Origin of the sequence: Verrucosispora sp. TAA-831, assembly GCF_050780145.1 — a bacterium.
GTDB lineage: Bacteria > Actinomycetota > Actinomycetes > Mycobacteriales > Micromonosporaceae > Micromonospora.
The window spans coordinates 4147278-4171367 of the sequence record NZ_CP192240.1; the positions used below are offsets into that span (position 1 = coordinate 4147278).

The following is a 24090-nucleotide window of genomic DNA, read 5'->3' on the forward strand; positions in this document are numbered from 1 at the left end:
GGCGTCCCGGCCCGAGTGCCCCCACTACGACCGCCGGACCGGCTCGGTTCACGGTCGGCGCGCAGTTTCCCGTCGACCTGTGGTCGTCGCCCACAGCGCGGCCCGGGCACGGTGCAGTGCGGCGGGTCCGACCTGGGGTGGGTGCGGGCCACAGGCGCGCAGGTGGGCCAGGAAGGTGGGCCCGGGTGCGAGCCGGTGCCGGTCGAGGTAGTAGGTGACCATGTCGCTCCAGATCCACTCCCCGTCGGTGCGCAGGTCCGTGGGTACGGCCCCGATCCGGGTGCGGTCCAGGGCGTCGTCCAGGAACGTCGCGGTGGTCAGCAGCGGCACGCCGTACGCGAGACGGGTCAGCACCCGATCGCGGTCCGGCCCGTCGAGGCGGGGCTGGTCGGGGGCGCAGCCGGGCGACTCGGCGAACCGGACCGGGGCGGGTGGCCGGGGTGTCCACAGCAGCGCCGCACAGCCCAGGGCGATCCGATGCTGCGCGGGCAGGGCCGTCTCGTCGTCGAAGACCTGCACCAGTGGTGTGCTCTCCCCCGCCTCGCGGAGCACGGCCTGCAACCGCGCGGCGGCCGTCGGCAACGGCCCGTCGGGTCGGTGCACGAGGTAGACGCGTCGGGGTGGAGTGCCGTCGGTCGGGTAGCGCCACGACCGCCACAGCGCCTGGGTGCCGGTCAGCGCCGGCATCGCGGCGACGATCGTGGTGTCCACCGGGTCCGGTGCACCAGGGCCGGCGTACCCGCTGGTGAGGTCGAGGATGGCCGGCAACCGCTCCTCGGCCAGCGCCGTCGGATCGGCAGGAGCCAGCCCGTGCGCGGGCGGTGGCGAGGCGTCGGTGCGGCGGACCTCGGCGAGGGCGGCGGTGTCGGCCCCGGCCGACGACAGCGTTTCGGAGAGTACGACGACGTCCGCGGCGCTCAGCGGGACGTCACCGGTCAGCGCGGTGAACACGACCGCTTCGGCCACGTCGCGCACCAGGCCCTCGGCCAGCCAGGCGCGGGCCTCGCTGACCAGGTCGTCGGGGAAGTGCCCGTCGAGGCGGAGCAGCAGGTGGTGCAGCGCGAGAGAGGGCTGCTCGGTCATGGTCCCGCCTGGAAGGTCGTGGGGAGGTGGCCGTGGACGGCGGCGAACCGGTCGGCGGCGGCCACCGGGTCGTCACCGTGGACCAGGGCCTCCTGGACCCGGGTGCGCAGCCCGTCGAGAAACGTCGGGTCGACCGGTGGGGGCAGGTCGTACCGCATGATGACGGCGTCGACGGCCTGGCGCAGTGCGGTCGGACTGAGATCGGAGCGGTGCCACCGGACGGTGCTCGCCGATGCGGTGCCGTCGGTCGGTTCGAGGGACTGGAAGTGGTTGAAGCTGCGGGCGAGGTAGAGGGCGTGGTGCGCCTCGGACCGCAGTGGCAGGGGAACCCCGGCCACGAACGGCACGCGGTCGCGGTCCCGGTCGATGGGGACCACGACGATGTTGAGGTCGAGGGCCACGGCCAGGGCCGTCGGCAGGTCGTCGCCGATCGCCGAGTTCCACAGGTCGCGCTGCCGCATCGCGGCCTCCAGCAGTTCCACACCGCTGGGTGTCCGACCGTGCCGTTCGACGGTGTCGAGGACCAGCCTGACCACCTCGGCGTTGCCGGCCTCGTCGCGGCCGGTGAAGTGGACGGCCAGCATCCCGAGGACGTTGCGGTCACCACGGTCGATCCGGTCGGCGACCTCCCGGAGCCACTGCACCCTCGGCTGCCGTTGCTCCCGCTCGGCGACGGCGGTGCGAACGTGGTCGGCGAGGGTCCGAGCGGTGGTCGGGTCCTCGGCGGTCAGCAGGGCGCGCAGGTCCTCCCGGGTGAGGTCGTCCACGCCGACCACGTCGTGTGCCCTGGCCCGACGCCGTAGTTCGTCGAGCTCCGCCTCGGCACGCCAGGACTCCCGGGTCTCGGCGGTGGGCGGCACGTACTCCCAGCCGGGGGTGAGTCGGGTGTCGGCGTGCTGATGATGGAGCTGGTCGGCGATGATCCGGCCGGCGGTACGACCGAGATGTGGCTCGAACCTCGCCGGCTGTTGCGCCATCAGGTCGGCGGCACGGGCGCGGAGTTCCGCCGGGCCGGCCGGGTCGCCGGGCAGCGGCACACGTTGCCGACGGCTCGCTTCGAGCACCGCCCAGAACAGACAGTCGCGGTCGTCGGGAACGTCACGCAGCCGCAGCCGCCCGGCACCGGGCACGTCGATCGGGATTCCGACCGGACGCCAGGCCCGGGTGCGTTCGTGCAACCGGCGCAGCTCGGCGTGGTCCGGGCTGTCGTGCGGCACGCGGGACAGCATGCGGTCGATGTGGTCGCGCAGGCCGTCGACCATCTGTCGGGTCTGTGCGACGGTCAGCAGCCGCCGCGCGTCGGCGATGGTCTGCCCGACCTCGGGCCGGCTGCCGGCGGATCGGTCCGCCGGGGCGTTGGCGTGTCGCTGGTGACCGCCGGTGTCCTGCCGGGACCGCTGGTGCGGCGACCCACCGGTGTGGGCGTCGTCCTTCGCCGCTGCCGGGTCGCGGTCCTGATCGAGGTCCGCACCCTCTGGCCGGCCGTCGGTCGGACCGTCCCCGTCGGTCGGACCGTGTCCGGGTGGCGGTGGTCCAGGTGGGCGGGGGGACCCGCCGTCCCGGTCGACGCTGCGCAGGCCGTCGGTCTCGACGATGAGGAGACCCCGTTCCTGCCGCGCCTGCCAGCCGAGCGGCACCCCGTGCGTGTCCTCGTCGTCCTGGTCGGTGCCGTCGGTCCGCGTGGTCTCGTCGCGACCGGACCGGTCGGGAGGGCCCTCGTGTCCGGCTCGCCGCGTCCCCTCGGGCGGTGCGAAGATCCGGTCCAGTTCTCCCGGCGTCAGTCGCAGATACCGGGTCGGGTCCAGCTCGACGATCAGGGCGTGGGCGGCCGCGATCCGATGGTCCAGGACCGGACCGACCAGCGGGTCGGGCAGATGCGCGGGGACGGCCTCCGGGTCGAGGGCGACGTAGGCGGCCAGCAGCGATTCGGCCAGGGCCTCGCCTCGGCCGATCCAGTCGGGCGCGTCGTCGGCCGAGGCGGTGAGCCGGACCTCCTGCTCCGTCACCGTCTGCCGCCAGTCGTCGACCGCCTCCCACAGTTCGCGCAGGTGTGTCCGTCGTTGCGCAACGGTGGCGTCGGCGGGGAGCTGATCGACGATGTGGGCGAGTCGGGCGTGGTGGACGAGCCACTCGGTCGGGGCCTCGAACCGCTGCCGACGCCATGTCGACACCGATGCGTCCCGCTGCGGGACCGGACCGTCCGGCGCACCACCGGAGTGGGCGACCCGATCGGTGGGGTCGCCTCGCGACGCGCCTCGTTCGAGGTGCACGGTGTCGATGCCGAGCAGCGCGGACAGGTCGGCGGTGTCGCCCGACACGTCGACCGAGAGCAGTGGCCGGTGGCCGTCCTGTCGGAGCCGGTCCAGGAGGTACGCCTGGTCGGCACGGTCGTCGGCGTTCGGGTCGGCCGTCGGCGGTGCGCCGGTCAGGTGAGGGTCGGTGAACAGGTCGGGACGGCGGTTCCGCAGGGCAGGGCCGGGGTCGTCGCCGATCAGCAGGACCCGTCCGGTCGGGTGTCGGGTCTGGTGCTCCCCCGCGAGTTGCTCCAGGAGGACGTCCGGCAGGTCGGGTTCGGGGTACGTGCCCGGTTCCGGTGCGGGGCGGCGTACCCAGAGCAGCATCACCGGCTGCCCGTCGTCGAGCCCGAGCAGCCGGATCCTGTCGTCGAGGTCGTTGCGGCGTTCCTGGGACAGCCCTCCGAGCAGGTCGGCACGGAGCCGGTCCCGGGTGGCCGGGGCGTCGGTGCGGCGCGACTCGCTCCTGGTCGCACCTCTGCGACGGTCTCCGGCGGGACGGGCGGTCCGTCGACGGCTGTGCTCGACCGGGTGCGTCGGGGGGTCGGTGTCGGTCGACGGAGCCCGGGTGTGGGCCAGCCGGCGGGCGACGACGTGCGGATCGGTGCCGTCGAGCAGCGCGGCGGTGACCCGGTAAGCGTGGTCGAGCAGGGCGGCGGCCGATTGCGGCGTACCGGCGCTGCGGGCGGCGACGATGGCGTCCACCCGGTGTCGCAGTGGGACCAGTGTGTCGGGGTCGAGTGCCGCGAGTCGCCGGTCGACGGTGGCCCGGTCGACCGGTGGCAGACCGGGCGGGGGTGCAGGCGACAGGGGCCGGTCGGTGAACTCGGAGGCGTACCGGGCGGCGGCTTCGGTCGTGCCGGTGTGCCAGGCGGCCTCGATCTCCTCGGCCAGGGCGAGGAGGGCGGCGGCTCGCGCCAGCAGGTGGTCGCCGCCGGCTCGACCGCCGGGTCCGACCAGACGGCGGAACTCCTTGTGCAGGTCGCGCCCGGCGGCTTTGCGGTGGAGTCCACCCGCGGTGTGCGTGAGCCTGGCTGCGGTTCGCTGGAGCCCGGCCACGGTGTGCTGGATCCGCACGGACCTGGTCTGGAACCAGGCGCGCTGCCCTGCGCCGGGTGGTGGGAGCTGGTGACGCAGCACTCGGCGCTGGGCCCGCAACACCGGGGTCAGGTCGGGCTCGGCGGGCGCGTTCGCCGTGACCTGGTCGAGCAGTGCGCGGGCGGCCTCGGCCAGGTGCACCAGCCGCTGGTCGACACCGGGTCGTCCGGTTGGCTCCCGGCCCGCGTCGTCGACCGCCTCCGGAGTCAGCTCACCGCGACGCACCTGGTCGGCGAGTTGAACGAGCTGGTCCCGGTGCGCCCGGGCGGTCGCCAGGTGGCGCAGTTGGTCGACGGTGGCGGAGCGCGGTCGGCGCAGCGCCGTCCGGAAGTCTGCGGTGTGGCGGTCCAGGGCGGTCGCCAGGTCCTCGGCGGTGGTCAGGGCGAGGGTGTGCAGGGCCTGGCCACGAGCCTGCTCGAACCGTCGTCGGGCTGCTTCGTTCTCCGGCAACGCCGGGATGCGGTGGGCGGTGACGTCGGCCGGTTGTCGGGCGCGGCCCGCGGCCAGCCGGTCGGCAAGCCCCTCGGCGTCCGCTCTGGCCTGGAGGTATCGCTCCTGGGCCGCCCGGCTCTCGATCCGGGCCGCAGTGGCCTCCGCTTCGGCCTGGTCGCGTCGGCCGTCTGTCGCGTCCGGGGGAAGGTCGCGTAGCTCGGCCTCGGCGGCACGCCACTCGGCTGCCCTCTGCAACCAGTCGGCCCGGCTCGTCAACGCGTTCTCCCAGGCCGCCACCGTCGAGTCGATGGCGTGGCGGCGGGCCGGGTCGGTGTCGTCGAGCCAGCCGTTGGCCCGGGCGACCTCCTCGGGTACCTGCACCTCGATCGTGCCGGGCAGCGTCACCTCGGCGCCGGCCCGGTCCCCGAGCGGGTCCGTCGGGTCGCGGACCACGTGTCGTTCCTGCACTGTGAAGGTGAAGACCATCGTGCGACCCCGGTACTTCACGTTCGAGCCGGTGTTGGCGGTCGTACCGGACCGGGCGGCGCTGCCCGAGCCGACTCCGAGCTGGCCCGGCATCGGCGCGTCGTGTCGGGTGACCGGGTTGATGCCGGAGGTCCCGGTGCGGAGGTCGACCTCGAAGCCGGCGAGGTTGCGGGACTGCGTCTGGGTAACGGTCGCCACCGATATCTGTTTGGGTCGTTCCATCCGGTCGTCGGTGACGATCCGGGCCAGCGACGGCGGGCCGAGGCGCGCGTACCGTTCGAGGATCGCGCGGTAGCGCGGCGCGATGCCGGGGCCGGTCAGCCCGGTCGTGACGCCCTCGTTCGCGATCCGGGGGTACTGGGCCTTGGACCATTCCGGGGTGGCCTGGTCGTGAACGGCTGCCGGGACGATGGACCGTGGATTGCGCAGCGGGTCGGTGCCGATGGCCCGCTGGAGACGCGAGGTGCGCGCGTGGGCGGCGACCGCCATCCGGGCGGCGTCCTCGGACGCCCGCGCGGCGGGGAAGGAGGTGACCATCGCCTCGGTCGGCAGGCGGGTGCCGCCGCGCTGCCACCGCCGTACGGCGTTCGGTTCGGTCTGTGCGGAGGTCAGCGCCCGTGGTCCGCCGGTGGGCCGGTCTGCGGACGGCGCTTCGGGTACGGGTTCGCGGACCCGGGTGGCGGACTCGGGGATCCGCAGTCGGATCGGTACCCGGATCGGGGCGCTGCGGTTCGTGTCCGAGGTGGTGACGGTCAGTTCGAGGATGCTCTCGAACTCGATCAGTGGTCCGGTTCCGGTGACGACGCGCTCGTCGACCGCTGCCGTGGCGGTGGACCGGTCCGCGTCGCTCTGGTGTCCGAGGCGGGCACCGGGGCCGGCGCCGAACACTCCGCCGTGGTGCTTGGGGGGGTTCTCCGGGTCGCTGCCACTGGTGTCCCGCCCGGGGACGTAGCTCCCACTGACGTCGACGGTGATGCCTCTCGACCTGTCCACGGCGACGGTGTGGTTGGCCTTCGTGTAGTACTCGATCTCGGTCGGGTCGGAGATGATCTCTGCCAGGCGCGGCGGGGTGAGTCGGGCCCGGATCCGGACGTCGACTCCGGTGGTCGTCCGCGCCACGAAGGCGAACCGGCGCATGCGTCGCCGGTCGTAGAGACGTACCAGTAGGTCGTTGGAGAGCAGGCTGTCGACGAACGCGGCCAGGCCGAACCGGCCGAAGATCGCCTTGGCCCGGCCGACGTTGCCGAGCGGATCCCGCAGCGGCTCGTCCGGGAGCAGGTCGACGCCCTGCTCCCGGAGCCGGTCCCGAATCTGCTGGTAGAGGTCCGGGCCGCCCAGGTTGTCCACCCAGGCTCGGCCCAGGTCGCCGGAGTCCAGCGTCAGGTTGTCCGGGATCCGCCAGGCCGGGGCACCGGTCGCCGGAGGCAGGTGGATGGTCGCCGGTGGGGTGGGCGGATCCGGCGGCAGCGGCAGAGTCGGGATCTGCCGGTCGGCGTTGGCCGGGTCGGCGTTGTGCTGTTCGATCCAGGCGTTGGTGGTCTGGACGTCGCGGAGGGCGACGGCGATGAGCAGGCCGTTCTCGACGGACACCCGCTGGTGTCGGACGCCGATCTGGCCGGTGAGGAAGTCGGAGGCGCCGGCCCACCGGGTCCGTGCGGTCAGGTGCCAGTCGCCGTCGACCCGGTAGAACACGAACGCGCCGCTCTGGACGACGTTGCGTTCGGCACCACCGGTGTCGGTGGCCGTCGTGGTCCGCAGGTCGTTGTGCCACTGCACACCGGGTTGCAGGCCGGCGCTGCCGGCGTAGTCGCCGTCGCCCCGGTGCCCGAACAGCCCGAACAGCCGCAGGGTGTGCATTCCCCCGGTCACCTGCGCCGAGGTGATCGGGTAGCTGCCCGCCATCGACGACTCGAGTTCCCAGGAGCCGGGGTCGACCGGGCGGAAGGCGGTCGGCGCGAACGCGACCTGCAACGAGCCGAGGTCGTCGCGGAACACTCCCCCGGCGAACAGCGTGCCCGAGGTCTCGCCGGGACTGATCAGGTTACGGGTCCGCCCGTTGGCGAACTCGGGGGTGAAGAACGCGTCGATCTGGCTACGGGACGCGCTCCCCGGGGACGTCAGCACGTCGCCGTGCGGCAGTCCTTCGAGCAGGTCGAGCGCCGCGTCCCGGATCGGGGCGAGCGGACCGACGCCCTCGGTGTGGAAGCGCAGCGGCAGGCCGGCGAAGGGCAGCGGCGGCGGTGCGGTTTCGGTGACGTCGTGAAGGACCGGGACTGCCCGGTCGTCCGTGGCACCGTCCGGCCGGGGGGCCGGCTCCTCGACCCCCATCCGGTCGGCCCACAACTCGGACAACCAGATCCGCATCCGGCCGGGCCGAAGCCGGATGGTCTGCGGGGTGCCGGAGAACTCCAGGTGGCCGGTGTCCAGGTGCTGCCCGTCCGGCAGCTCGATCCACCGCCGGTCGCTGCGGTGCGACAGCAGGCCGCCGGTGACGGTGCGGTACAGCGCCCGGGGGCGGGTGTACGAGGAGACCTCCACCTGGAAGTCGAGATCCAGTTCGTACTCGCGGGCGGTGGTCCGGCCGTCCTTCGGCGTCGGGCTGACCGACATCTCCACCTGGGCGAGCTGCTGTCCGGTCGCCAGCTTGCGTCCGTTGCTGCGGGTGTACTGGTAGCCGACGCCGGCGGCGGCCAACGCCCGCGACGACGGCTTGCGCCAGCGGTCGAAGAAGCCGAAGCGGATGCCGGCCTGGTAGTCCCGACTGACCGAGGTGTGGGCCTGCGCGCGGTCGCCACCGATGTCGGTCTCCCGCATCGAGATCGACTGGGACTGGCCGGTGCGGCGTCCCGCGGTCCGGGTCGCGGTCAGCACGATCCGGACGTACTCGTTGCGGTACCAGCCGTACCGCTTCAGCTCCACCACGATCCCGGTGTCGAAGAGGCTGTCCACCATGGCGCGTACCGCCGGCTGGCTCAGGGCGGTCCGCAGTGACTCCTCGTTGCGGCGGTGCTCCATCAGGTCCCGCAGGGTGCGGATGGTGTCCACCGGTGCCGGTCCGTCGACGACGAAGCCCGGGTGCGCCCGCAGGACGGTCTCGATGTCGGCGAGGACCTCGGCGAGCCCGGTCACGTCCCGTACCGCGCCGTCGCCGAGCGGTCCGGTCATCACCTGGGCGTCGTCCGGCAGGCGGGCGCCCTGGCCGGTGGGCAGGTCCGGCGGCAGGTCGGTCGCCGCCCGGACGAAGAGGTGGTCGGGTTCGGTGGAGACCTCGTCGATCCCGGCACCCTGGATTCTCCAGGTGACCGGGTAGTCGCGTAACTCGGTCTCGCCGGTGTAGATGACCGCCCGCTTGCGTCCGCCGCTGCCGCCGCCCAGCGCCGCCTGTTCCCGGCGGCCGGAGACGCCGACGCTGACCGACCCGGTCAGCGGTACGCCCGTCTCGTCGCGCGGCCCGTTCCACCCGGCCTGGAGCGCCGCCCCGAAACTCGACGAGGCCGCCGCGCTGTGCTCGTTGGCGACCACCAGTTGCGCGCTGTCGCGCAACACCACGTCGGTGGCGGTGGACCGGAGGGTGTGCTCGGCGCTGCCGGCCGTGATGGTGAACGGCCCGGCGACCTCGTTGGTCGTCTCGTTCCACAGGGCCGGGATGCGCAGCCCGCCGGTGAACTCCTCCAGTGCCGCCTCGACGTTGCGGGCGCTGAGCAGGCGGGACAGTTCGGCCCGGCTCGCCGAGCCGACCGCGAACAGCCCGGGTGGCAGCGTGCGCTCGGCCAGTCGCCACAGCTCGGGTACGACTGCGGCCTCGACCTGGTGTACCCGGGGGACGGTCGACGGTCCGAGTCCCTCGGCGCGCTGTTCGTTCCGGTCGGCGACCAGGGCGTGCCGGGGAATCTTCAGGATCGCCTCGGTGGGTACCTCCCGGGCCGGGCCGACCTGCTGGTTGGTCCCGTCGGCGGCGCGTTCCCACAGCTCCAACCGGTACGTCGCCCGCGCCGCGATCCGGTCCGCGCCGTTGCTCGGCCGGGCCTGCCGGTGGGTCACCAGGGACCGGAGCGTGGACAGTGCCTGCGTCAGCCGCCGGAGGGTGGCGTGCAGGTTGAGTCCACCGCCGACGATACCGGGCTCGACGGCGCCAGCCGGGCTCACCGTCAGCGAGGCGTCGACGCCACCGCTCTTCGACTTGGTGACGCCGCTCGTGGTGGTGACCGCACCCGCCCGGTCGATCCGGGTCAGCACGGTGTCCGGGTCCTGGTCAGGGGTGCGGCGCAGCTCGTCGAGCGTCACCGAGACGCGCAGTTCCACCTGCCGACCGTCGACGGTGACCGGGACGTGCTCCCCTCGACCGACGAGCCCGTGCAGGTCGCCGCTGCCGTCGGCGTCGTTGTGCAGCCGGCGGAGGAACTCGTCGAGGCCGCGGACCTTCCGGCTGCCGCGCTGCCGGACGAGGTCTCGCGCGGCCTGCTCGACCTCGGCGAGGCCGGTCACCCGGACCACCTCGGCGGCACCCAGTGAGCCGGCGGCCAGGTAGCCGACCGCCACCAGGCCGTCGTCGAGCGGGTCCGGCGCGGGAACCTCCCCTTCCGGGTGGTCGACGGTGAGCAGTGCCGTCTCGGCGTCGCCGTCGGAGTCCGTACCGGTTCCGGCGGGCGCGTCCAGCCGTCCGCCGGTGGTGTCCGACGAGCGACCGCCGATCGGCACGTCCAAACCCCGGACCGGGCCGTCGACCGGTAGGCCGTCCGTGGTCGGCACGAACAGCACCGTGTCGGGCTGAATCGTGAGGTCGGCGACCGTACCGTTCTGGCCGTCGAGGAAGACCACCCCGTTGTGGTCGTGGATCACGTTGAACGCGTGGGCGAAGTCCCGACCCGTGACGTGTACGACGACGATGCCCCGGGAGCCCTGCGGCGCGGACCGCATGACTCGGGTGACGGCGGCGAAGTCCGCCACGGCCACCGGTGCCCGGTCGCGGTAGCGGGTCAAATGCTCCAGTGGCGCCAGCGTGGACGGTGACGACTGTAGGCGTTCACCGGGTCGCAGTCTCTCGGTGAACGCCAGGTCGGTAACGATCGCGGTGAGTACGCAGTTGGTGCCGAACTCGCCCTTCCGATGCCGGTGCGGGTTGATCCCGGGAAGCCACGGATAGTCGCGCTGGACGACCGTGGCGTCCGGTGGGGGATCGGTTCGCGGCATCGCCTCGGTTCCCGACCCGGCGTCCCGCGCTCGGAGGTCCCCACGCGGTCCACCGTTCGTTTGCGGGGCGGTGTCCGTCGGGGTGCGGGCGGGCGGGGTGGCCGGGCTGAGGCTCGGCGTGACGGTGCCGGTGCTCGCCCCGGTGGTGGCCGCAGGGGGCACGGCTCCCGGCCGGCCGGCGAGCGGGGCGGTGGGCGGCGACGCGGAGGCGGTGGTGGCCGAGGCGGACGGCACCGGCGTCGGCGCGGCGGTGGAGGTCGACGACACCGGTGACGGTACGGGGGTGGCAACCGTGCCCGCCACGGCCGCCGGCCGGACCGGCACCGGACCGTTCGACGGCGTAGCGGGTGACGGCGTAGCGGGTGACGGCGTAGCGGGTGACGGCGTGCCGGATGACCCGGTGGGTGCCGGGCCGGTGGGTGCCGGGCCGGTGGGTGCCGGGCCGGTGGGTGCCGGGCCGGTGGACGAGACCGTGGTACCGGCCGGGGTGATCGTGGTCGCCGCCGCCGGCACCGGCGTGGGGGCGGCGGGGCGTGTGGGCGACGGCCCGCCGTTCGTGGCGGCGGCGGTCGATCCGCCGCCGTTCGGGGGCGTGCTCGCCGGGGAGGTGCCGGTGCTGGGTGCGGGCGTGGCGGCGGCGTTGGGTGCGGTGACCGGGGTGGGGGTCGCGGCCCCTTGGCCGCCCATCGAGGGTGCGGGGGTCGCCGGGGGCGCGGGCGCGGCAGACGGTGCCGGTTGCGTGACGAACGGCCCGCCCGACGTGGTGACGGCTGCCGCCGGGACCGCCGATGGCCGGGCGTCGTTCGACGGGGCTCCGCCGGTGCTCGACGGGTCGGCGGTGCCGTTCCCGCCGATGGTGGTCGGAGGGCTCGCGACACCGTTGCCGGTGACGGCACCCGCTGCCACCGGTCCGCCCGCCGCTGACGGTCCGCCGGCCGGACGCGGCCCCGACGGGTCACCCTGCTGTCCGGAGACGGCCCCGGTGCCGTCCGACGGCGATGATCCTGACCGGTCGACATCCCGGCCCCCGGGTGTGCCGGGGGCGGTGGCCGGGACCGGTCCGGCGGCGGTGGTGGATCTGCCGTCGGAGGGCCCTCCGGGAACACCGACCACGACGGGTGTGCCGGTGCCGTCGGATGCGGCGGGTGCTCCGGCACCGTCCGGGCCGGGCGGCGGGGTGTCGGCCGACGAGGGGACGTCGAGGGGCGGCGGGGTGTCGGGAGCCGACGAGGCGTCCGGGGGCGGTGGAGGCGAGGACTTCGAGGTGGGATCCGGGGTGGGCGTCGTGCGGCTGGGCGCGTCCCCATCGGACTCGGTGTCCCGGGTGCCGCCGTCGGGGCCCGGCCGGATCGCGTCGCCGATGTTCGTGCCGGCGGCGCTGGCCGCGCCGGACACCGCGCCGGAGACCGCCGCCGCACCACCGACGTTCCATCCCTGGCCGGTCATCACGCCGTAGAGGCCCTCGGTCAGGTATTCGACGGCGGCCTCGGAGGCCATCTCACCGGCCGCGTCGGCGGTGGCCTGACGCCCGGTCGGCCTGGGTTCGGGTGTGGTCAGCGCCTGGCGGAACGTCGTGCCGGGCGGAGGCACCGAGTCGGCACCGGCGTCGGTCAGCGCTCGCGCACCGGGGCCGCCGAGCCGCCGGGCCAGGAGGTTGATCGCCGGACCGAGGAAGGTGGAGACCGCGCCACCGAGCGCGCCGACCGCCGCGGCGTCGCGGGTCAGCTTGCCGTCCCAACGGTCGCGGGTGCCCATCGACAGTTGCAACCGCTGGACGATGGCGTCCATCAGCACCTGCAGGCCGATGCCGATCACCTGGTTGACGGCGACCATCTGGATCAGCCGGCCGAGCAGCGTACGGACCAGGAAGCGGAACACGGCGACCCGGGCCGCCAGCCAGTTCAGGGCCGCGCCCGGGTTGAAGAACGAGAAGGCGAGGGCCACGATGAAGTCGATCATCAACTGGATCAACGCACCGATGATCATCATCTTGACGTACTGGACCTGGGTTCCCGAGGCGCGGCTCTTGGCGCCGAGGTCACGCAGTTGGTCGGCGGCGACGGCGAGGTAGCCGGGGTTGCGGAGGTACCCCTGCATCGACTCGACGAACGCCTCGTCGGCCCGGCCGGACACACCGCGTCGGATGGAGCGGACGGCGTCGACGAGGAGCGGAAGGGCGGAGTCGACCCCGTCGGCCGCGCCGCTGTAGGCCCGGGAGAGCCCGAACAGGCGATCCTCGTCGGTCCCGGGGAAGTCCTCCCCCGAGATCCACTTGAGAAAACCGGCGAGGTCGTCCGACGCCTCGATCCCCATCTCCGCTCACCTCCCCCGGTCCGACACCGTCAGGTACGCACCGGACCGTTGCCGGACCAGCCGGTCGCCGTGTCCCCGTTCTCCGCCTCGTACCTGGCCAGCAGCGCGGCCAGATCCGCCACGCGGCTGCCATCGCCGACCGCCAGCTCCCGCAGGCCGGTCAGCACGTACCTCGCCAGCGGCAACTCGCGGTCCAGGTCGGCGGCGACCGCCTCGTCGACCTCGCCGCGGACGCTGAGCACGACCGGGGTGTTCGCACCCACCTCACCCTCGAACGTCTCGACGACCGCCTGCATGTGGGCGAAGTAGGCGGCGAACGCCTCCTGCCGCAGCCGGTCCGTGTCCGCCGACAGCGGGGCGCTCACGGTCGGCTCCCGGTGCCGTCACCGCTGTCTGCCGCCGCCGCCCCGGTCGGCCGGGACGGAGGCGGGTCGGCGCCGGGCCACGGGTCGTTCACCAGCCGGATCGCGTCGCGCATCATCGACTCGAAGTCGGCCTCTCCGTTGATCATGTCGAGGACCGGCATCCCGGGCGGCAGGACCGCGGCGAAGGCGGCGGCGACGGCTGCCTGGGCCTGCTGTCGGGCCGCTCCGACGGTGTCGACGAGCAGGGTCGCCAGCTCGGCCGACGGCATGCTGCGGTACGACCGGCTCAGGAACCGGATGTCGACGAGATCGCCACGGCTGTTCACGGTGACCGTGATGACCCGGTTCTTCGACGTCACGCTCGTCTCGGAGCCGTCCAGACGGGACTGCACGTCGGCGATCGCCGCCTGGCTGGCGGCCAGTTCGGCGTACGCCTGCTCGATCTGGTCCTGCATGGGACCGGGCATGTCGTTACCTCCTCACTAGTTCCGACGCCGGGTGGTGTCCCGGTGCGTCGGGCCGTACGGCGATCCCGGGCCACGCGACGGCACGTTCGACCGGCCGGGACGCGTACCCTCACCGGAGTCCGCCTCGTCGAGGTCGTCGCGACCGATCACGGCCGGGGCGCAGTCGGGATCGGTGCCCCACACCTCTTCCTCCTCGGCGAGCCAGGTGGTCCGTTCGCGGTCCTTGTCGTTGTCGCGACCGCCGCCCTGCCCCAGGCCACCCATCGGCGGCATCATCGGGAAGCCGCCCATGCCGCCCGTCCCGGGTATCCCGGCGCCGGCGGCACCGGCTGCCCCGGCGGGTCCGAACGGTGCACCGGCCATGAACCCGCCACTGGTGACCGCGCCGGTGCCGCTGCCGGCCACGCCGGCGAAGCCGGGTAGGGCCGAGCCCGGCACGTAGCCGGGCGGTGGTTCGCCGATCGGACCGATGACGGCACCGCCGTTGGGGCCGGCCGACGAGCCACCGGAGTCGAAGCCACCGGAGCCCACACCGCCGACCGCCCCCGGGTCGACGACCGAGGGGTACGACGTGGACGGCGGCGTCAGGCCACCCAGGCCGCCGCTGCCGCCGGTCGACACGCCGCCCGACGCCGAGCCGTCACGGCCCGGACCGCCGACGACACCCGAGTCACCACCCGCCGGATTCGGCGTGGACGGCGGGGTGAGGCCGCCCAGGCCGCCGCTACCTCCGGAACCGGATCGGGAACCGCCACCGGACGTCCCACCACCGGGCGTGCCGCCCACGACACCACCGCCCAGGCCGGGCAGGAAGGAGCCGGAACCGGCCGTACCGCCGCTGCCGATCCCACCGCCGACACCGCCGGTACCACCGCCCAGCCCATCGAGGCCGACAGTGCCGCTGGATCCGCCGCCACCAAGACCGGACGGGTCGAATCCACCGGCGGACGGCCCTCCGGTGGACCCCCCACCCGCGCCACCGCTGCCGAACGCTCCGCCCGACCCGCCGCCGGATCCCCCGGCGCCGAGGCCGGACGGGTCGAAGGATCCGCTGGAGCCGGAACCCCCCGGACCGCCGCCGACGTTCGCACCGCCGAAGCCCTCACCACCCGGCCCACCGCCGAAGTCGGCGCCGCCCGAGCCACCGCCACCGAGCTCCGCGCCGCCGGAGCCGCCGTCGTTCCCGCCACCGCCGATGTTCGCGCCGAACTCGTCACCGCCCGGCCCACCGCCGAAGTCGGAGCCGCCGGAGCCGCCCCCGCCCGGACCGTTGCCGAACGGGTTGTTCGGACCGTTGCCGAACGGGTTGTCGTCCTGCGGCGAGTAGTAGACGCCCCGGTACAGCGGGAAGACCCCGCCTCGCATCGCCTGGATCGTCAGGTTGAAGCTGGTGATGAGCGCCTGGGTGGCGTTGACCGAGGCGAGGTTCAACGCCTCCAGGTTGCTGACCCAGGTCGACTTCATCGCGTCGTTCAGTTGGTTCCAGCCGTCGTTGCTCATCAGGTCGTACGTGCCGAGGCCCTGGTCCGGGAAGGAGAACGTCCACGGCTGTTCGGGCCCGGCCGTCCAGGTCCCACTGCTCGTCCGCGCGTCGTGCTCGTCGACCTGGCGCTCCATGGCGCGCAGCACCTCCCACACCAGCCAGTTCGGGTCGTGGTAGCGGTAGGCGACGAACGCGTTCCAGGCGTTCTCCATCGCGGTCTTGAAGGTGCCGATCGCGGTGCTGTTGTCGTTGAGCAGTTGGACCCAGTCGCCCTGTTCGGTGATGTTCTCCTTGAGATAGAGCATGGTCCGGGCCATGTCGGCCATGGCGAAGACGAACGCGTCGGCGGCCGTACCGTCGAAGCCGGCCCGGTCCTGGTCGATCCGGTCGACCACGGCCCGCACGGCCGGTTGGCCGCCGTTCATCAGCCAGTCCGTCACCTGCCAGTAGAGGTGGGCGGCGTCGGAGAAGGTCTGGGCGTCCAGGAACTGGTTGGCGCGGATGCCGGAGACGATCGGACCGCTGGCGTTCACCGTCCGCTGCGAATGGCTGGCCGGGGAGTCGTCGCCGCCTTCGAAGAAGGTGACCCAGCCCCGGATGAGCTGGAAGTACATCCGGGAGTCCCGGCCGCCGTGCCGGCGTTTGCGATAGAGGGTGATCCGGTTCCAGCCCTCCTGGTCACCGGGCATCCAGTGGTTCCACGGACTCTGGTTGCCGTTCTCGGTCACCTGCCAGAACGAGGTGTCGAGCTGGATCCAGGTGTTGCGGGCCGCGACCCCCGGGTCCGCCTGTTCCTCGGACCCGAGCACGTCCCGCAACGCCGGCATCCACTCCATGGACCGGCTACCGGTGAACGCGTCACCAGGCTGGGTCATGTTGCTCCTTCCGTTGTCGCAGGTCGGGCCCGGGCCCGAGGGTGGTCAGAAGGCCGGCAGCCGGCTGCCGAACTCGGCGGCCGACATCTCGTTGAGCGTCTCGGCACCGTCGGTGAGCGCCATGAACGCCCGCAACTGCTGCCCGCGGGTGGCGGACAGGGTGCCGATCTCGTCCAGCCGGGCCTGGATCGCGGAGCCGTTGGTGCGGATCAGGTTGGCGAGGGTCTGCCCGACCACGAAGTTCTCGTGTCCGGGACGGATGACCAGGTTGTTGATCGGTCCCTGCGCCGCGCCGGGCGCCTGCGTGGCCAGGGTCATGTTGACGGCGACGAAGTCGTTGAGCATCCCGTCGTCGACGTGGATCGGCATTCGCGTACCCCGTTCAGAGGTTGCCCTGGAACAGGGCCGCGCCCTGTGCGTCCGCGACCTGGTACGTCTCGCGGATCCGGTCGATGGCGGCGGCACCGGAGCCGAGCGAGTTGTTCATCGTCGTCATTCCGCCCTCCCAGACGGTCTGCGCCGCCCGGTACGACTCGGCGGCACCGCCGAGATTCATCGTGATGAACCGGTTGACGACGGCGTTCAGCTCGTCGAGGGCGTTGTCGATCGACCGGGTGACGCCGCGCAGCTCCTCGCCGCTGCCGAGCAGTCCGTCGGGGTTGAGTCCGTAGGTGGCCATCGGGGATTCCTTTCGTCGCAGGGGGCGGTCAGTCGCCCTGGTACCAGCGGGAGTGCGAGGAGGTCTCCAGCTCGGCGTTGCTGGTCGCCTGGAGGTACTGGCTCATCGCGGTCCGCAGCATCTCCAGGCCGTTGCGGACCTGGTTGAGGCCGCCGCGCCAGTTGGACAGCTCCTGTCCGTAGAGGGTGCGGGCCTCGCCGTGCCACTGCATCGACGAGTTGACCGCGTCGACGCTGGCGTCGGCGGCGTTGCAGTTGGCCATCGCCACCTCGAACGCCGACAGCAGTTGGCGGATGGTCTGTTCGTCTACTTCGTTCTGTGCGGGCATCTCGCTCTCCTTCGTGTCGGGTGTCCGGTCCGTCCGGCCGTCGCGGTCGCGGTGCCGGTCATTTGCGGGCCAGCTCGGGGTCAAGCAACGGTCCGGTCGGCAGCAGGTCCAACAGCCCTCTGGTCACCGTCGCCGCGCCGTCCAGGGGGTAGCCGAGGACCTCGGCGACGGACGGGTCGGCCAGCGGGTACTTGATCCCGGCATCGGTGACCAGGAAGTAGCCGGTGCCGGGAAGCTGACCGGGGCGACCGAGCCGGACCAGGCCGCCGACCCCGGGGGCGACCGACACCGCGCCGGCCGTCCGGGCGGTACGGGTGACACCGGTGCCGTCGACGGTGCGGGCGGCCGGTGCGGTCAGGGGTGGTCGTGACGTCACCCCGATGCCGCCGCCGTCGGTGTGCCGCACGCACCAGACCCGGCCCGGCCCGGGTTCGGCCCGCGTCGGCGGGGTGGGTGGCAGGTCGGCGGGGACGGTCGGCTGGGCGGAGACCGGCAGCCGGGCCAGCGCGGCGGGGCTCATCGCCGTCGGCGCCACCGGCGCGGGCCGGTACGCCCGGGCCGTGTCCGGGTCGCTCTCCACCAGGCCGTGGGCCAGTGGACCGAGCTGGCTGAGCCCGTCGCGGTGCAGCAGGTAGTGACGTTCGGGCAGGCCGGCGACGCGGACCACGAAGAGTTGACCGATCCGGGTGGGGCGGCCGTCCACCTCGGGACCCGGTCGGCCCCGGTCGGGTACGGGCACCGGTGCGAGGTCCGGGCCGACCGGCAGTTGCTCCAACCAGCCGGGCTCGACCAGGACGGGTACGCCGTCGTAGCCGAAGGCCCGGCTCAGCCAGTCGCGGGTCAACGCGAAGCGGCGCCCCTGCCAGACCAGGAACGTCGGACCGGCCGCGACGCGGGCGACCACCGCCTGTTCGGCGGGAAGCGGGGTGTCGGTCGCCGACCGGTCGACCGCCAGGGTGGTCGTGGTGGCCGGGGTGCCCGCGCCGTCCCGGGTTGCCTGCGCACAGACGTGCCAGGCGGTGCCGGCGAGCGCTCCGGGTGCGGGCAGGGCGTCGGGGGCGCCGACGATGCCGAGCGGGCGACCGCGTGGCACGTCGGCCAGCGAGCGGCCGGAGACCGAGACGACCTTGGGGACGGCGCCGAAGATCAGCCGGGCGGAGGTGTAGTTGAGCACCGGGCGCAGCGTGCCGTCGACGAGGACGTACCGGCTGCCGGTCTCCTTCTCGACGACGAGTTGTCGGGGCGCTCGCCAACTGTCGGCGCCGCCGGGGCGCAGGAAGCCGTAGACCGCGAAGCCGGCGACGACCAGGGCGGCGACCAGCAGTCCGGCGAGGCTGCCGACCAGGATGCGACGGTGCGGGTTCTCCGGTGTCTCCGGCTCCCCCGCCACCAGCGCACCGGTGAGTCGGCCCAGCACATACGACTGGGCCTGCACCTGGTCCCGACGTGACTGCACGCCCCTCAGCCGCCCAGGGCCCGGGCGAAGGCGTAGACGTCGAGGACGGCGAGCAGGACCGGGAAGACCGCGACCATCGCCAGGGTGTGGGTCAGGTCGCCGATGCGTCCCCAGTACGGCATGAGCCGCCGACCGGGCAGGGTGCGGGCGGTGGTGACCAGCAGGGCCGCGCCGATCGGCACCAGCACGACCGGGACCAGTAGGCGCGGCCAGCCGGTGCCGGTGGTACTCACGTGCAGCACCACCGTGGCCAGTCCGAGCACGGCCGGTGCGCACAGTGCGAGTCGGTGCCAGGCGCTGGTCATCGGGCGGGCGGCGAGCAGCCGTACGGTGGCGACGAGGACGACGAGGGTCGGTGCCGCCCAGCCGTCGGCGGCGCCGACCAGCGTCAGGGCGCCGAGCGTGACGGCGGCCAGGCCGGTGTGCAGCGCGGTCATGTAGCGGTCGGCGGTGGCGGTGCGGGTCAGCAGCGGTTCGCTCGGCTCGGGGTCGATGCCGTCCTGCAGATGCTCCGGCTGCACGGGCAGCGGTTCGAGGTGCAGTCCGGCGAGGCGGAAGGCGAGCAGGGGCACGGCCGTACCGGCGATGGTGGCGGCGACCGCGACGACGGCGGCGGCCCGGACGGTGCTCATCGGGACGAACGCGGCGAGTGCGGCGCCGGCGGCGGTGAACAGGGCCGCGGTGAGGACGGCCGCGAAGAGTGGACCGGCCCGGCCGAGCAGGATCCGGCCGAGGGCGGCGGTGGTGAACACGGCGGTCGCCGCGACGACAAGCCGTGGGCCGTCCACCGTCAGGGTGGCGTCGGGGCGGCCGATCTCCGGCACCAGCAGTCCGGCGAGGCCGGCGTGGGCGACGGCGGCGACCAGGAACACCGTGCCGGCGGCCCGGTCACCGACGGCGCGGGTGAGCGCGAACGCGGCGGCCAGGCAACCCAGCGCGAGCCCGGCCGCGCAGAGCAGGCGGGGTACGGGTGGGCCGGCTGCCGCCAGCACGGCGACGCCGGTGCCGAGCAGTACACCGAGTGCGCCGAGCGCCGCCCAGCGCACCATCTGCGGTCGCCACAGGCCGGACCGGGCGCGGGCTCCGGTGGCCACGCCGTCGATCAGGTCGTCGAAGTCGACCGGCGGGATCTGTTCGGCGCGCGGGCGCAGGTGCACCGTGTCGCCGTCGCGGAGACCGAGGGAGGCGACGGTGCCGTCCTCGTCGAACGGTGGTGCGCCGAGGCGCTGCAGCACCCAGCCGCCGTGCAGCAGCCCGGTGTCCGCCAGGTCCTCCCCGAGGTGGTGCAGCAGCGCCGGCAGCAGGTCGGCGACCAGCACCTGGGCGGGTACGGCCAGCTCGATCTGCCGGTCCGGTCCGCAGACGACCAGTCGGCACATCTGCTCACCAACGGCGATGGTCATGCCCTCTCTACGGGCCGTCTCCGAGGCGGTTCAACGCAGGTGCGGAATTTTTTCTGACCCGTCGCCCGGATCGGTGCGTAGTAGGAGCGCGCGGGCGGTCGGTCGGGCGGCCCGCAGCGGGGACAGGAGGGCGGACCGTGACCACAGTGGTGTTCCGGCGACCGGCGCGGCGTAACGGCCCGGAGATGCCGGCGGGTGAGATCAGTCTCCAGGAGCCGCCCGAACTGCCCGAGACGCAGTCCGGTGGGCTGCGTCAGGTCATGACGATCATGCCGATGATGGTGATGTCCGGCGTCATGATGCTCATGTTCGTCGGTGGCGGCCGGGGCGCGATGACCTGGGTGATGATCGGTCTGATGGTGGTCGCGATGGGCGGGATGCTGATCGGCCTGATGATGAGTTCCGGCGGTGAGCGCAAGCGTCGGCTCGGCGGCGACCGCCGCGACTATCTGCGCTACCTGGCGCAGAACCGCCGCCGGGTACGACGTACCGTGGCGCAGCAGCGCGACGCGGGCGCCTGGCGGCACCCCGACCCGGGTGCGCTGTGGTCGGTGGCGATGACGTCGCGGCGGTGGGAGCGGCGGGCCAGCCATCCGGACTTCCTGGAGGTTCGGCTGGGCACCGGCCGCGCGCGGTTGGCCACCCCGATCGTGCCGTTGCAGACCAAGCCGATCGAGGATCTGGAGCCGTTGGCGGCGAAGTCGCTGCGCCGCTTCATCAAGGCGTACAGCACGCTCGAGGACCAGCCGGTCGCCGTGTTCCTGCGCGGTTTCGCGCTGATCCGGTTCACCGGTGACGCCGACGGTGTCCGTGCGGTGCTACGCGCGATGATCACCCAGTTGGTGACCCTGCACGCGCCCGAGGAGGTGGTGCTCGCGCTGTGTCTGGGTGGTGAGGGTGCCGCCGCCTGGGAGTGGGCCAAGTGGCTGCCGCACGTCCAGCATCCGGTCGAGCAGGACGCGGCCGGGGCCACGCGGCTGGTCGCGGAGAGCATCGAGGGGGTGGAGCGGCTGCTCGGTGAGGGGTTCCTCGCCCGGCCGCGCTACGAGCAGGGTGCCACGCCGAGTCGCGACGAGCCGTACGTGCTGGTCGTCTGTGACGGTGGGCGGATCCCGACCGGGGCCCGGATGGCCTCCGGCGGTTACCGCAACGCGGTGCTGGTCGACATCGGCACCGCGCCGGCCAGCACGCCCCGGCATCTGCTCTGGCTCGACCTGGTCGAGGACCGGTTGGAGATGGTGCGGCACGACGCGGTCGGTCGGGAGAAGCGGTCGCCGTTGGCCCGCGCCGACCGGCTCAGTGTCGCCCGGGCCCGGGCGGTGGCGCGGATCCTGTCGCCGTACCGGCTCGGGGTCGCCACCGAGCCGGTCGCCGAGGCGCTCGACTCCGACTTCGACCTGGGGGCGCTGCTCGGGGTCGCCGACCTGAGCCGGCTCGATCTCGACGTCGCCTGGGCGCCCCGGTCGGCGACGGACCGGCTGCGGGTGCCGATCGGGGTGGACTCCGACGGTGCGCCGGTGGAGTTGGACATCAAGGAGTCGGCGCTGGGCGGGATGGGTCCGCACGGCATGCTGATCGGGGCGACCGGCTCGGGCAAGAGCGAGCTGCTGCGTACCCTCGTGCTGGCGCTCGCGGCGACACACTCCAGTGAGACGCTGAACCTGATCCTGGTGGACTTCAAGGGCGGTGCCACGTTCCTGGGGCTGGACCGGCTGCCGCACACCTCGGCGGTGATCACCAACCTGGCCGACGAGGCGGCGCTGGTGAGCCGGATGCGCGACGCGTTGCACGGGGAGCTGGTCCGCCGGCAGGAGCTGCTGCGGCAGGCCGGTGGCTACAGTTCGGCGCTGGACTACGAACGTGCCCGCGCTCAGGGCGCTCCGCTGGATCCGTTGCCCACGTTGTTCGTCGTGGTCGACGAGTTCAGTGAACTGCTCGCCGCGCACCGTGACTTCATCGACCTGTTCGTCATGATCGGTCGGCTGGGACGGTCGCTCGCGGTGCATCTGCTGTTGGCCAGTCAGCGCCTCGACGACGGTCGGATCGCCCAGTTGGAGTCGCACCTGTCGTACCGGATCGGGCTGCGGACGTTCTCGTCGATGGAGTCGCGGTCGGTGATCGGTGTGCCGGACGCGCACGAGTTGCCCAGTCAGCCCGGCAACGGTTATCTGCGGACCGACGTGTCGACGCTGATCCGGTTCAAGGCCGCGTACGTCTCCGGTGCGCACCGGCCCAGGGCCCTGCGGTCGCGGCAGGACGTGGTGCAGCGGCAGTTGGTGCCGTATCTGTTGGAGCACGTGCCGTACCGCACCCCGACGCAGGCGCCCCGGACACCGGCGGAGGTGCCACCGGGCGAGGCCGACGTGACGGCGCCGAGTGTGTTGTCGGTCGTCGTGTCCCAGCTCGTCGACCAGGGGCCGCCGGCGCATCAGGTGTGGCTGCCGCCGCTGTCCGCCGCGCCGACGCTGGACCAGTTGCTGCCGGCGCTGGCCCCGGATCCGCAGGCCGGGCTGCGGGCCGCGGACTGGCCCGGCGCCGGTCGCCTGGCGGTGCCGGTGGGGTTCGTGGACAAGCCGTTCGAGCAGGTCCGTGAGCTGATGGTGGTGGACCTGGCCGGCATCGGTGGGCACGTGGGCATCGCCGGAGGTCCGCAGAGCGGCAAGAGCACACTGCTGCGTACGTTGATCTGCGGGTTGGCGTTGACCCACAGCCCGGCGCAGGTGCAGTTCTACTGTCTGGACTTCGGCGGGGGCACCCTGTCGACGATCGCCGACCTGCCGCACGTGGGCAGCGTCGCCGGGCGGCTGGAGATCGACCGGGTGAGCCGCATCGTCGCCGAGATCGGTGCCCTGGTCACCGAGCGGGAGCGACGTTTCGGCAGTCTCGGCGTCGACTCGATGGCCACCTACCGGCGGGCGCGGGCCGACGGCACGATCACCGACGACCCGTACGGTGACGTGTTCCTGGTGGTCGACGGTTGGTTCACGTTGCGGCAGGAGTTCGAGGCCGCGGACACCGCCATCCGGCAGATCGTCGCGCGGGGGCTCAACTTCGGGGTGCACGTGCTGCTCACCGCCGCCCGCTGGTCCGAGGTGCACCACGGCATGCGGGACCAGCTCGGCACCCGGCTGGAACTGCGTCTCGGTGACGCCGTCGACTCCGCCATCGACCTGCGACTGGCAGCCACGGTGCCGCACCTGCCCGGTCGGGGGCTGACCGCACAGAAGATGCACTTCCTCGGCGGGCTCCCGCGCATCGACGGCTGCGGTGACGCGGACAGCGTGGCCGAGGGGGCCCGGAACCTGACCGCGTCGGTGCGGGACTTCTGGGCCGGGCCGCCCGCGCCGCCGGTGCGTACGCTGCCGGCCCTGCTGCCGGCCACCGAGCTGCCGCCGCCGGACGGCGACCTGCGGGTGGCCCTCGGCATCGACGAGGAGCGGATGCAGCCGGTCTGGCACAACTTCGAGGAGGTGCCGCACCTGACCGCCCTGGGCGACACGGAGAGCGGCAAGACCAGTCTGCTGCGCCTGCTGGTCGACGGGGTGACCCGGCGGTTCACACCGAAGGAGGCCCGGATCATGGTGGTGGACTACCGTCGGCGGCTGTTCGACTCCGTCCCCGCGCCGTACCGGCTCGGGTACTCGGTGTCCCCGGGGGCCACGAAGGAGACCGTGGCCAGTGCGGTCGAGGGGCTGCGCAGCCGGATGCCGGGCACCGACGTCACGCCGGAGCAACTGCGTCGCCGGGACTGGTGGACCGGGCCCCGGCTGTTCGTCCTCGTCGACGACTACGACCTGCTGGCCGGCCACGACAGTCCGCTGGCCCCGCTGATCCCGTTCCTGCCCCAGGGCACCGACATCGGCTTCCACCTGGTCCTGACGCGGGGTGCGGCCGGGGTGATGCGGATGTCGATGGACCCGCTGATCCGTCGGCTACAGGAGACGAACAGTCCCGACCTGGCGCTGTCCTGTCCGCCGTCGGAGGGGCCGCTGCTCGGCAACACCAAGCCGCGCATCCTGCCGCCGGGGCGCGCGCTGCTGTGCACCCGCCGGGGGCATCGACTGATCCAGACCGGGTGGACGCCGCCGCCGGAGCTGTCGCCGTCGGCCGGGGCGGTGGCCGGCGTCGCCGGATGACC

The 24090-nt window shown here is 73.3% G+C and carries 11 protein-coding genes; 1 reads left to right on the forward strand and 10 read right to left on the reverse strand.

All coding sequences use genetic code 11. The annotated features are described in order from the left end of the window. Positions 1-48: 48 nt before the first annotated feature. From ACQVFL_RS18625 to eccD, 10 genes are read right to left on the reverse strand one after another with little or no spacing between them, the layout of a single operon-like run. On the reverse strand, positions 49-1083 hold the full coding sequence (locus tag ACQVFL_RS18625; protein WP_431727156.1) for a hypothetical protein: 1035 nt from the start codon (positions 1081-1083) through the stop codon (positions 49-51). Next, on the reverse strand, positions 1080-12896 hold the full coding sequence (locus ACQVFL_RS18630; protein ID WP_431727157.1) for a toxin glutamine deamidase domain-containing protein: 11817 nt from the start codon (positions 12894-12896) through the stop codon (positions 1080-1082). Before ACQVFL_RS18630 ends, ACQVFL_RS18625 begins: the two co-directional genes overlap by 4 nt. A 29-nt stretch (positions 12897-12925) precedes the next feature. Beyond that, on the reverse strand, positions 12926-13261 hold the full coding sequence (locus tag ACQVFL_RS18635) for a hypothetical protein (protein WP_131053789.1): 336 nt from the start codon (positions 13259-13261) through the stop codon (positions 12926-12928). Continuing rightward, positions 13258-13728, reverse strand: a complete 471-nt coding sequence (locus tag ACQVFL_RS18640; protein ID WP_396694405.1) for a YbaB/EbfC family nucleoid-associated protein — start codon at positions 13726-13728, stop codon at positions 13258-13260. The genes ACQVFL_RS18635 and ACQVFL_RS18640 overlap by 4 nt, the downstream gene beginning before the upstream one ends. A gap of 15 nt (positions 13729-13743) precedes the next feature. Beyond that, the gene (locus tag ACQVFL_RS18645) at positions 13744-16086 is read right to left on the reverse strand and encodes a hypothetical protein (protein ID WP_431727158.1); all 2343 of its coding nucleotides are present in this window, start codon (positions 16084-16086) and stop codon (positions 13744-13746) included. Between the two features lie 45 nt (positions 16087-16131). Next, positions 16132-16455: a hypothetical protein gene (locus ACQVFL_RS18650; RefSeq protein ID WP_131053792.1), complete on the reverse strand. Its 324-nt coding sequence runs from the start codon at positions 16453-16455 to the stop codon at positions 16132-16134. Between the two features lie 13 nt (positions 16456-16468). Further along, a complete protein-coding gene (locus ACQVFL_RS18655; RefSeq protein ID WP_387256962.1) occupies positions 16469-16765 on the reverse strand; it encodes a WXG100 family type VII secretion target in 297 nt (98 codons plus the stop codon). Between the two features lie 28 nt (positions 16766-16793). Then, positions 16794-17093, reverse strand: coding sequence for a hypothetical protein (locus ACQVFL_RS18660; protein WP_396694401.1), 300 nt, complete (start codon positions 17091-17093; stop codon positions 16794-16796). Positions 17094-17151: 58 nt separating this feature from the next. Then, the gene (gene eccB / locus ACQVFL_RS18665; protein ID WP_431727159.1) at positions 17152-18549 is read right to left on the reverse strand and encodes a type VII secretion protein EccB; all 1398 of its coding nucleotides are present in this window, start codon (positions 18547-18549) and stop codon (positions 17152-17154) included. Positions 18550-18554: 5 nt separating this feature from the next. Further along, entirely contained in the window at positions 18555-19952 is a 1398-nt protein-coding gene (gene eccD, locus ACQVFL_RS18670; protein WP_431727160.1) for a type VII secretion integral membrane protein EccD, read from the reverse strand. Between the two features lie 185 nt (positions 19953-20137). Between eccD and eccCa the strand changes: the two genes are divergently transcribed. Next, positions 20138-24088 (forward strand): type VII secretion protein EccCa, encoded by a 3951-nt coding sequence (gene eccCa, locus ACQVFL_RS18675; protein ID WP_431729847.1) that lies wholly within the window; start codon positions 20138-20140, stop codon positions 24086-24088. The last annotated feature ends 2 nt before the right edge of the window (positions 24089-24090 follow it).

Bases quoted from the DNA above. Each gene is read 5' to 3' on its own strand.
- ACQVFL_RS18625 (WP_431727156.1), bottom strand. From the start codon at position 1,083: ATGACCGAGCAGCCCTCTCTCGCGCTGCACCACCTGCTGCTCCGCCTC.
- ACQVFL_RS18630 (WP_431727157.1), bottom strand. From the start codon at position 12,896: ATGGGGATCGAGGCGTCGGACGACCTCGCCGGTTTTCTCAAGTGGATC.
- ACQVFL_RS18640 (WP_396694405.1), bottom strand. From the start codon at position 13,728: ATGCCCGGTCCCATGCAGGACCAGATCGAGCAGGCGTACGCCGAACTG.
- ACQVFL_RS18645 (WP_431727158.1), bottom strand. From the start codon at position 16,086: ATGACCCAGCCTGGTGACGCGTTCACCGGTAGCCGGTCCATGGAGTGG.
- ACQVFL_RS18650 (WP_131053792.1), bottom strand. From the start codon at position 16,455: ATGCCGATCCACGTCGACGACGGGATGCTCAACGACTTCGTCGCCGTC.
- ACQVFL_RS18655 (WP_387256962.1), bottom strand. From the start codon at position 16,765: ATGGCCACCTACGGACTCAACCCCGACGGACTGCTCGGCAGCGGCGAG.
- ACQVFL_RS18660 (WP_396694401.1), bottom strand. From the start codon at position 17,093: ATGCCCGCACAGAACGAAGTAGACGAACAGACCATCCGCCAACTGCTG.
- eccD (WP_431727160.1), bottom strand. From the start codon at position 19,952: ATGACCATCGCCGTTGGTGAGCAGATGTGCCGACTGGTCGTCTGCGGA.
- eccCa (WP_431729847.1), top strand. From the start codon at position 20,138: ATGCCGGCGGGTGAGATCAGTCTCCAGGAGCCGCCCGAACTGCCCGAG.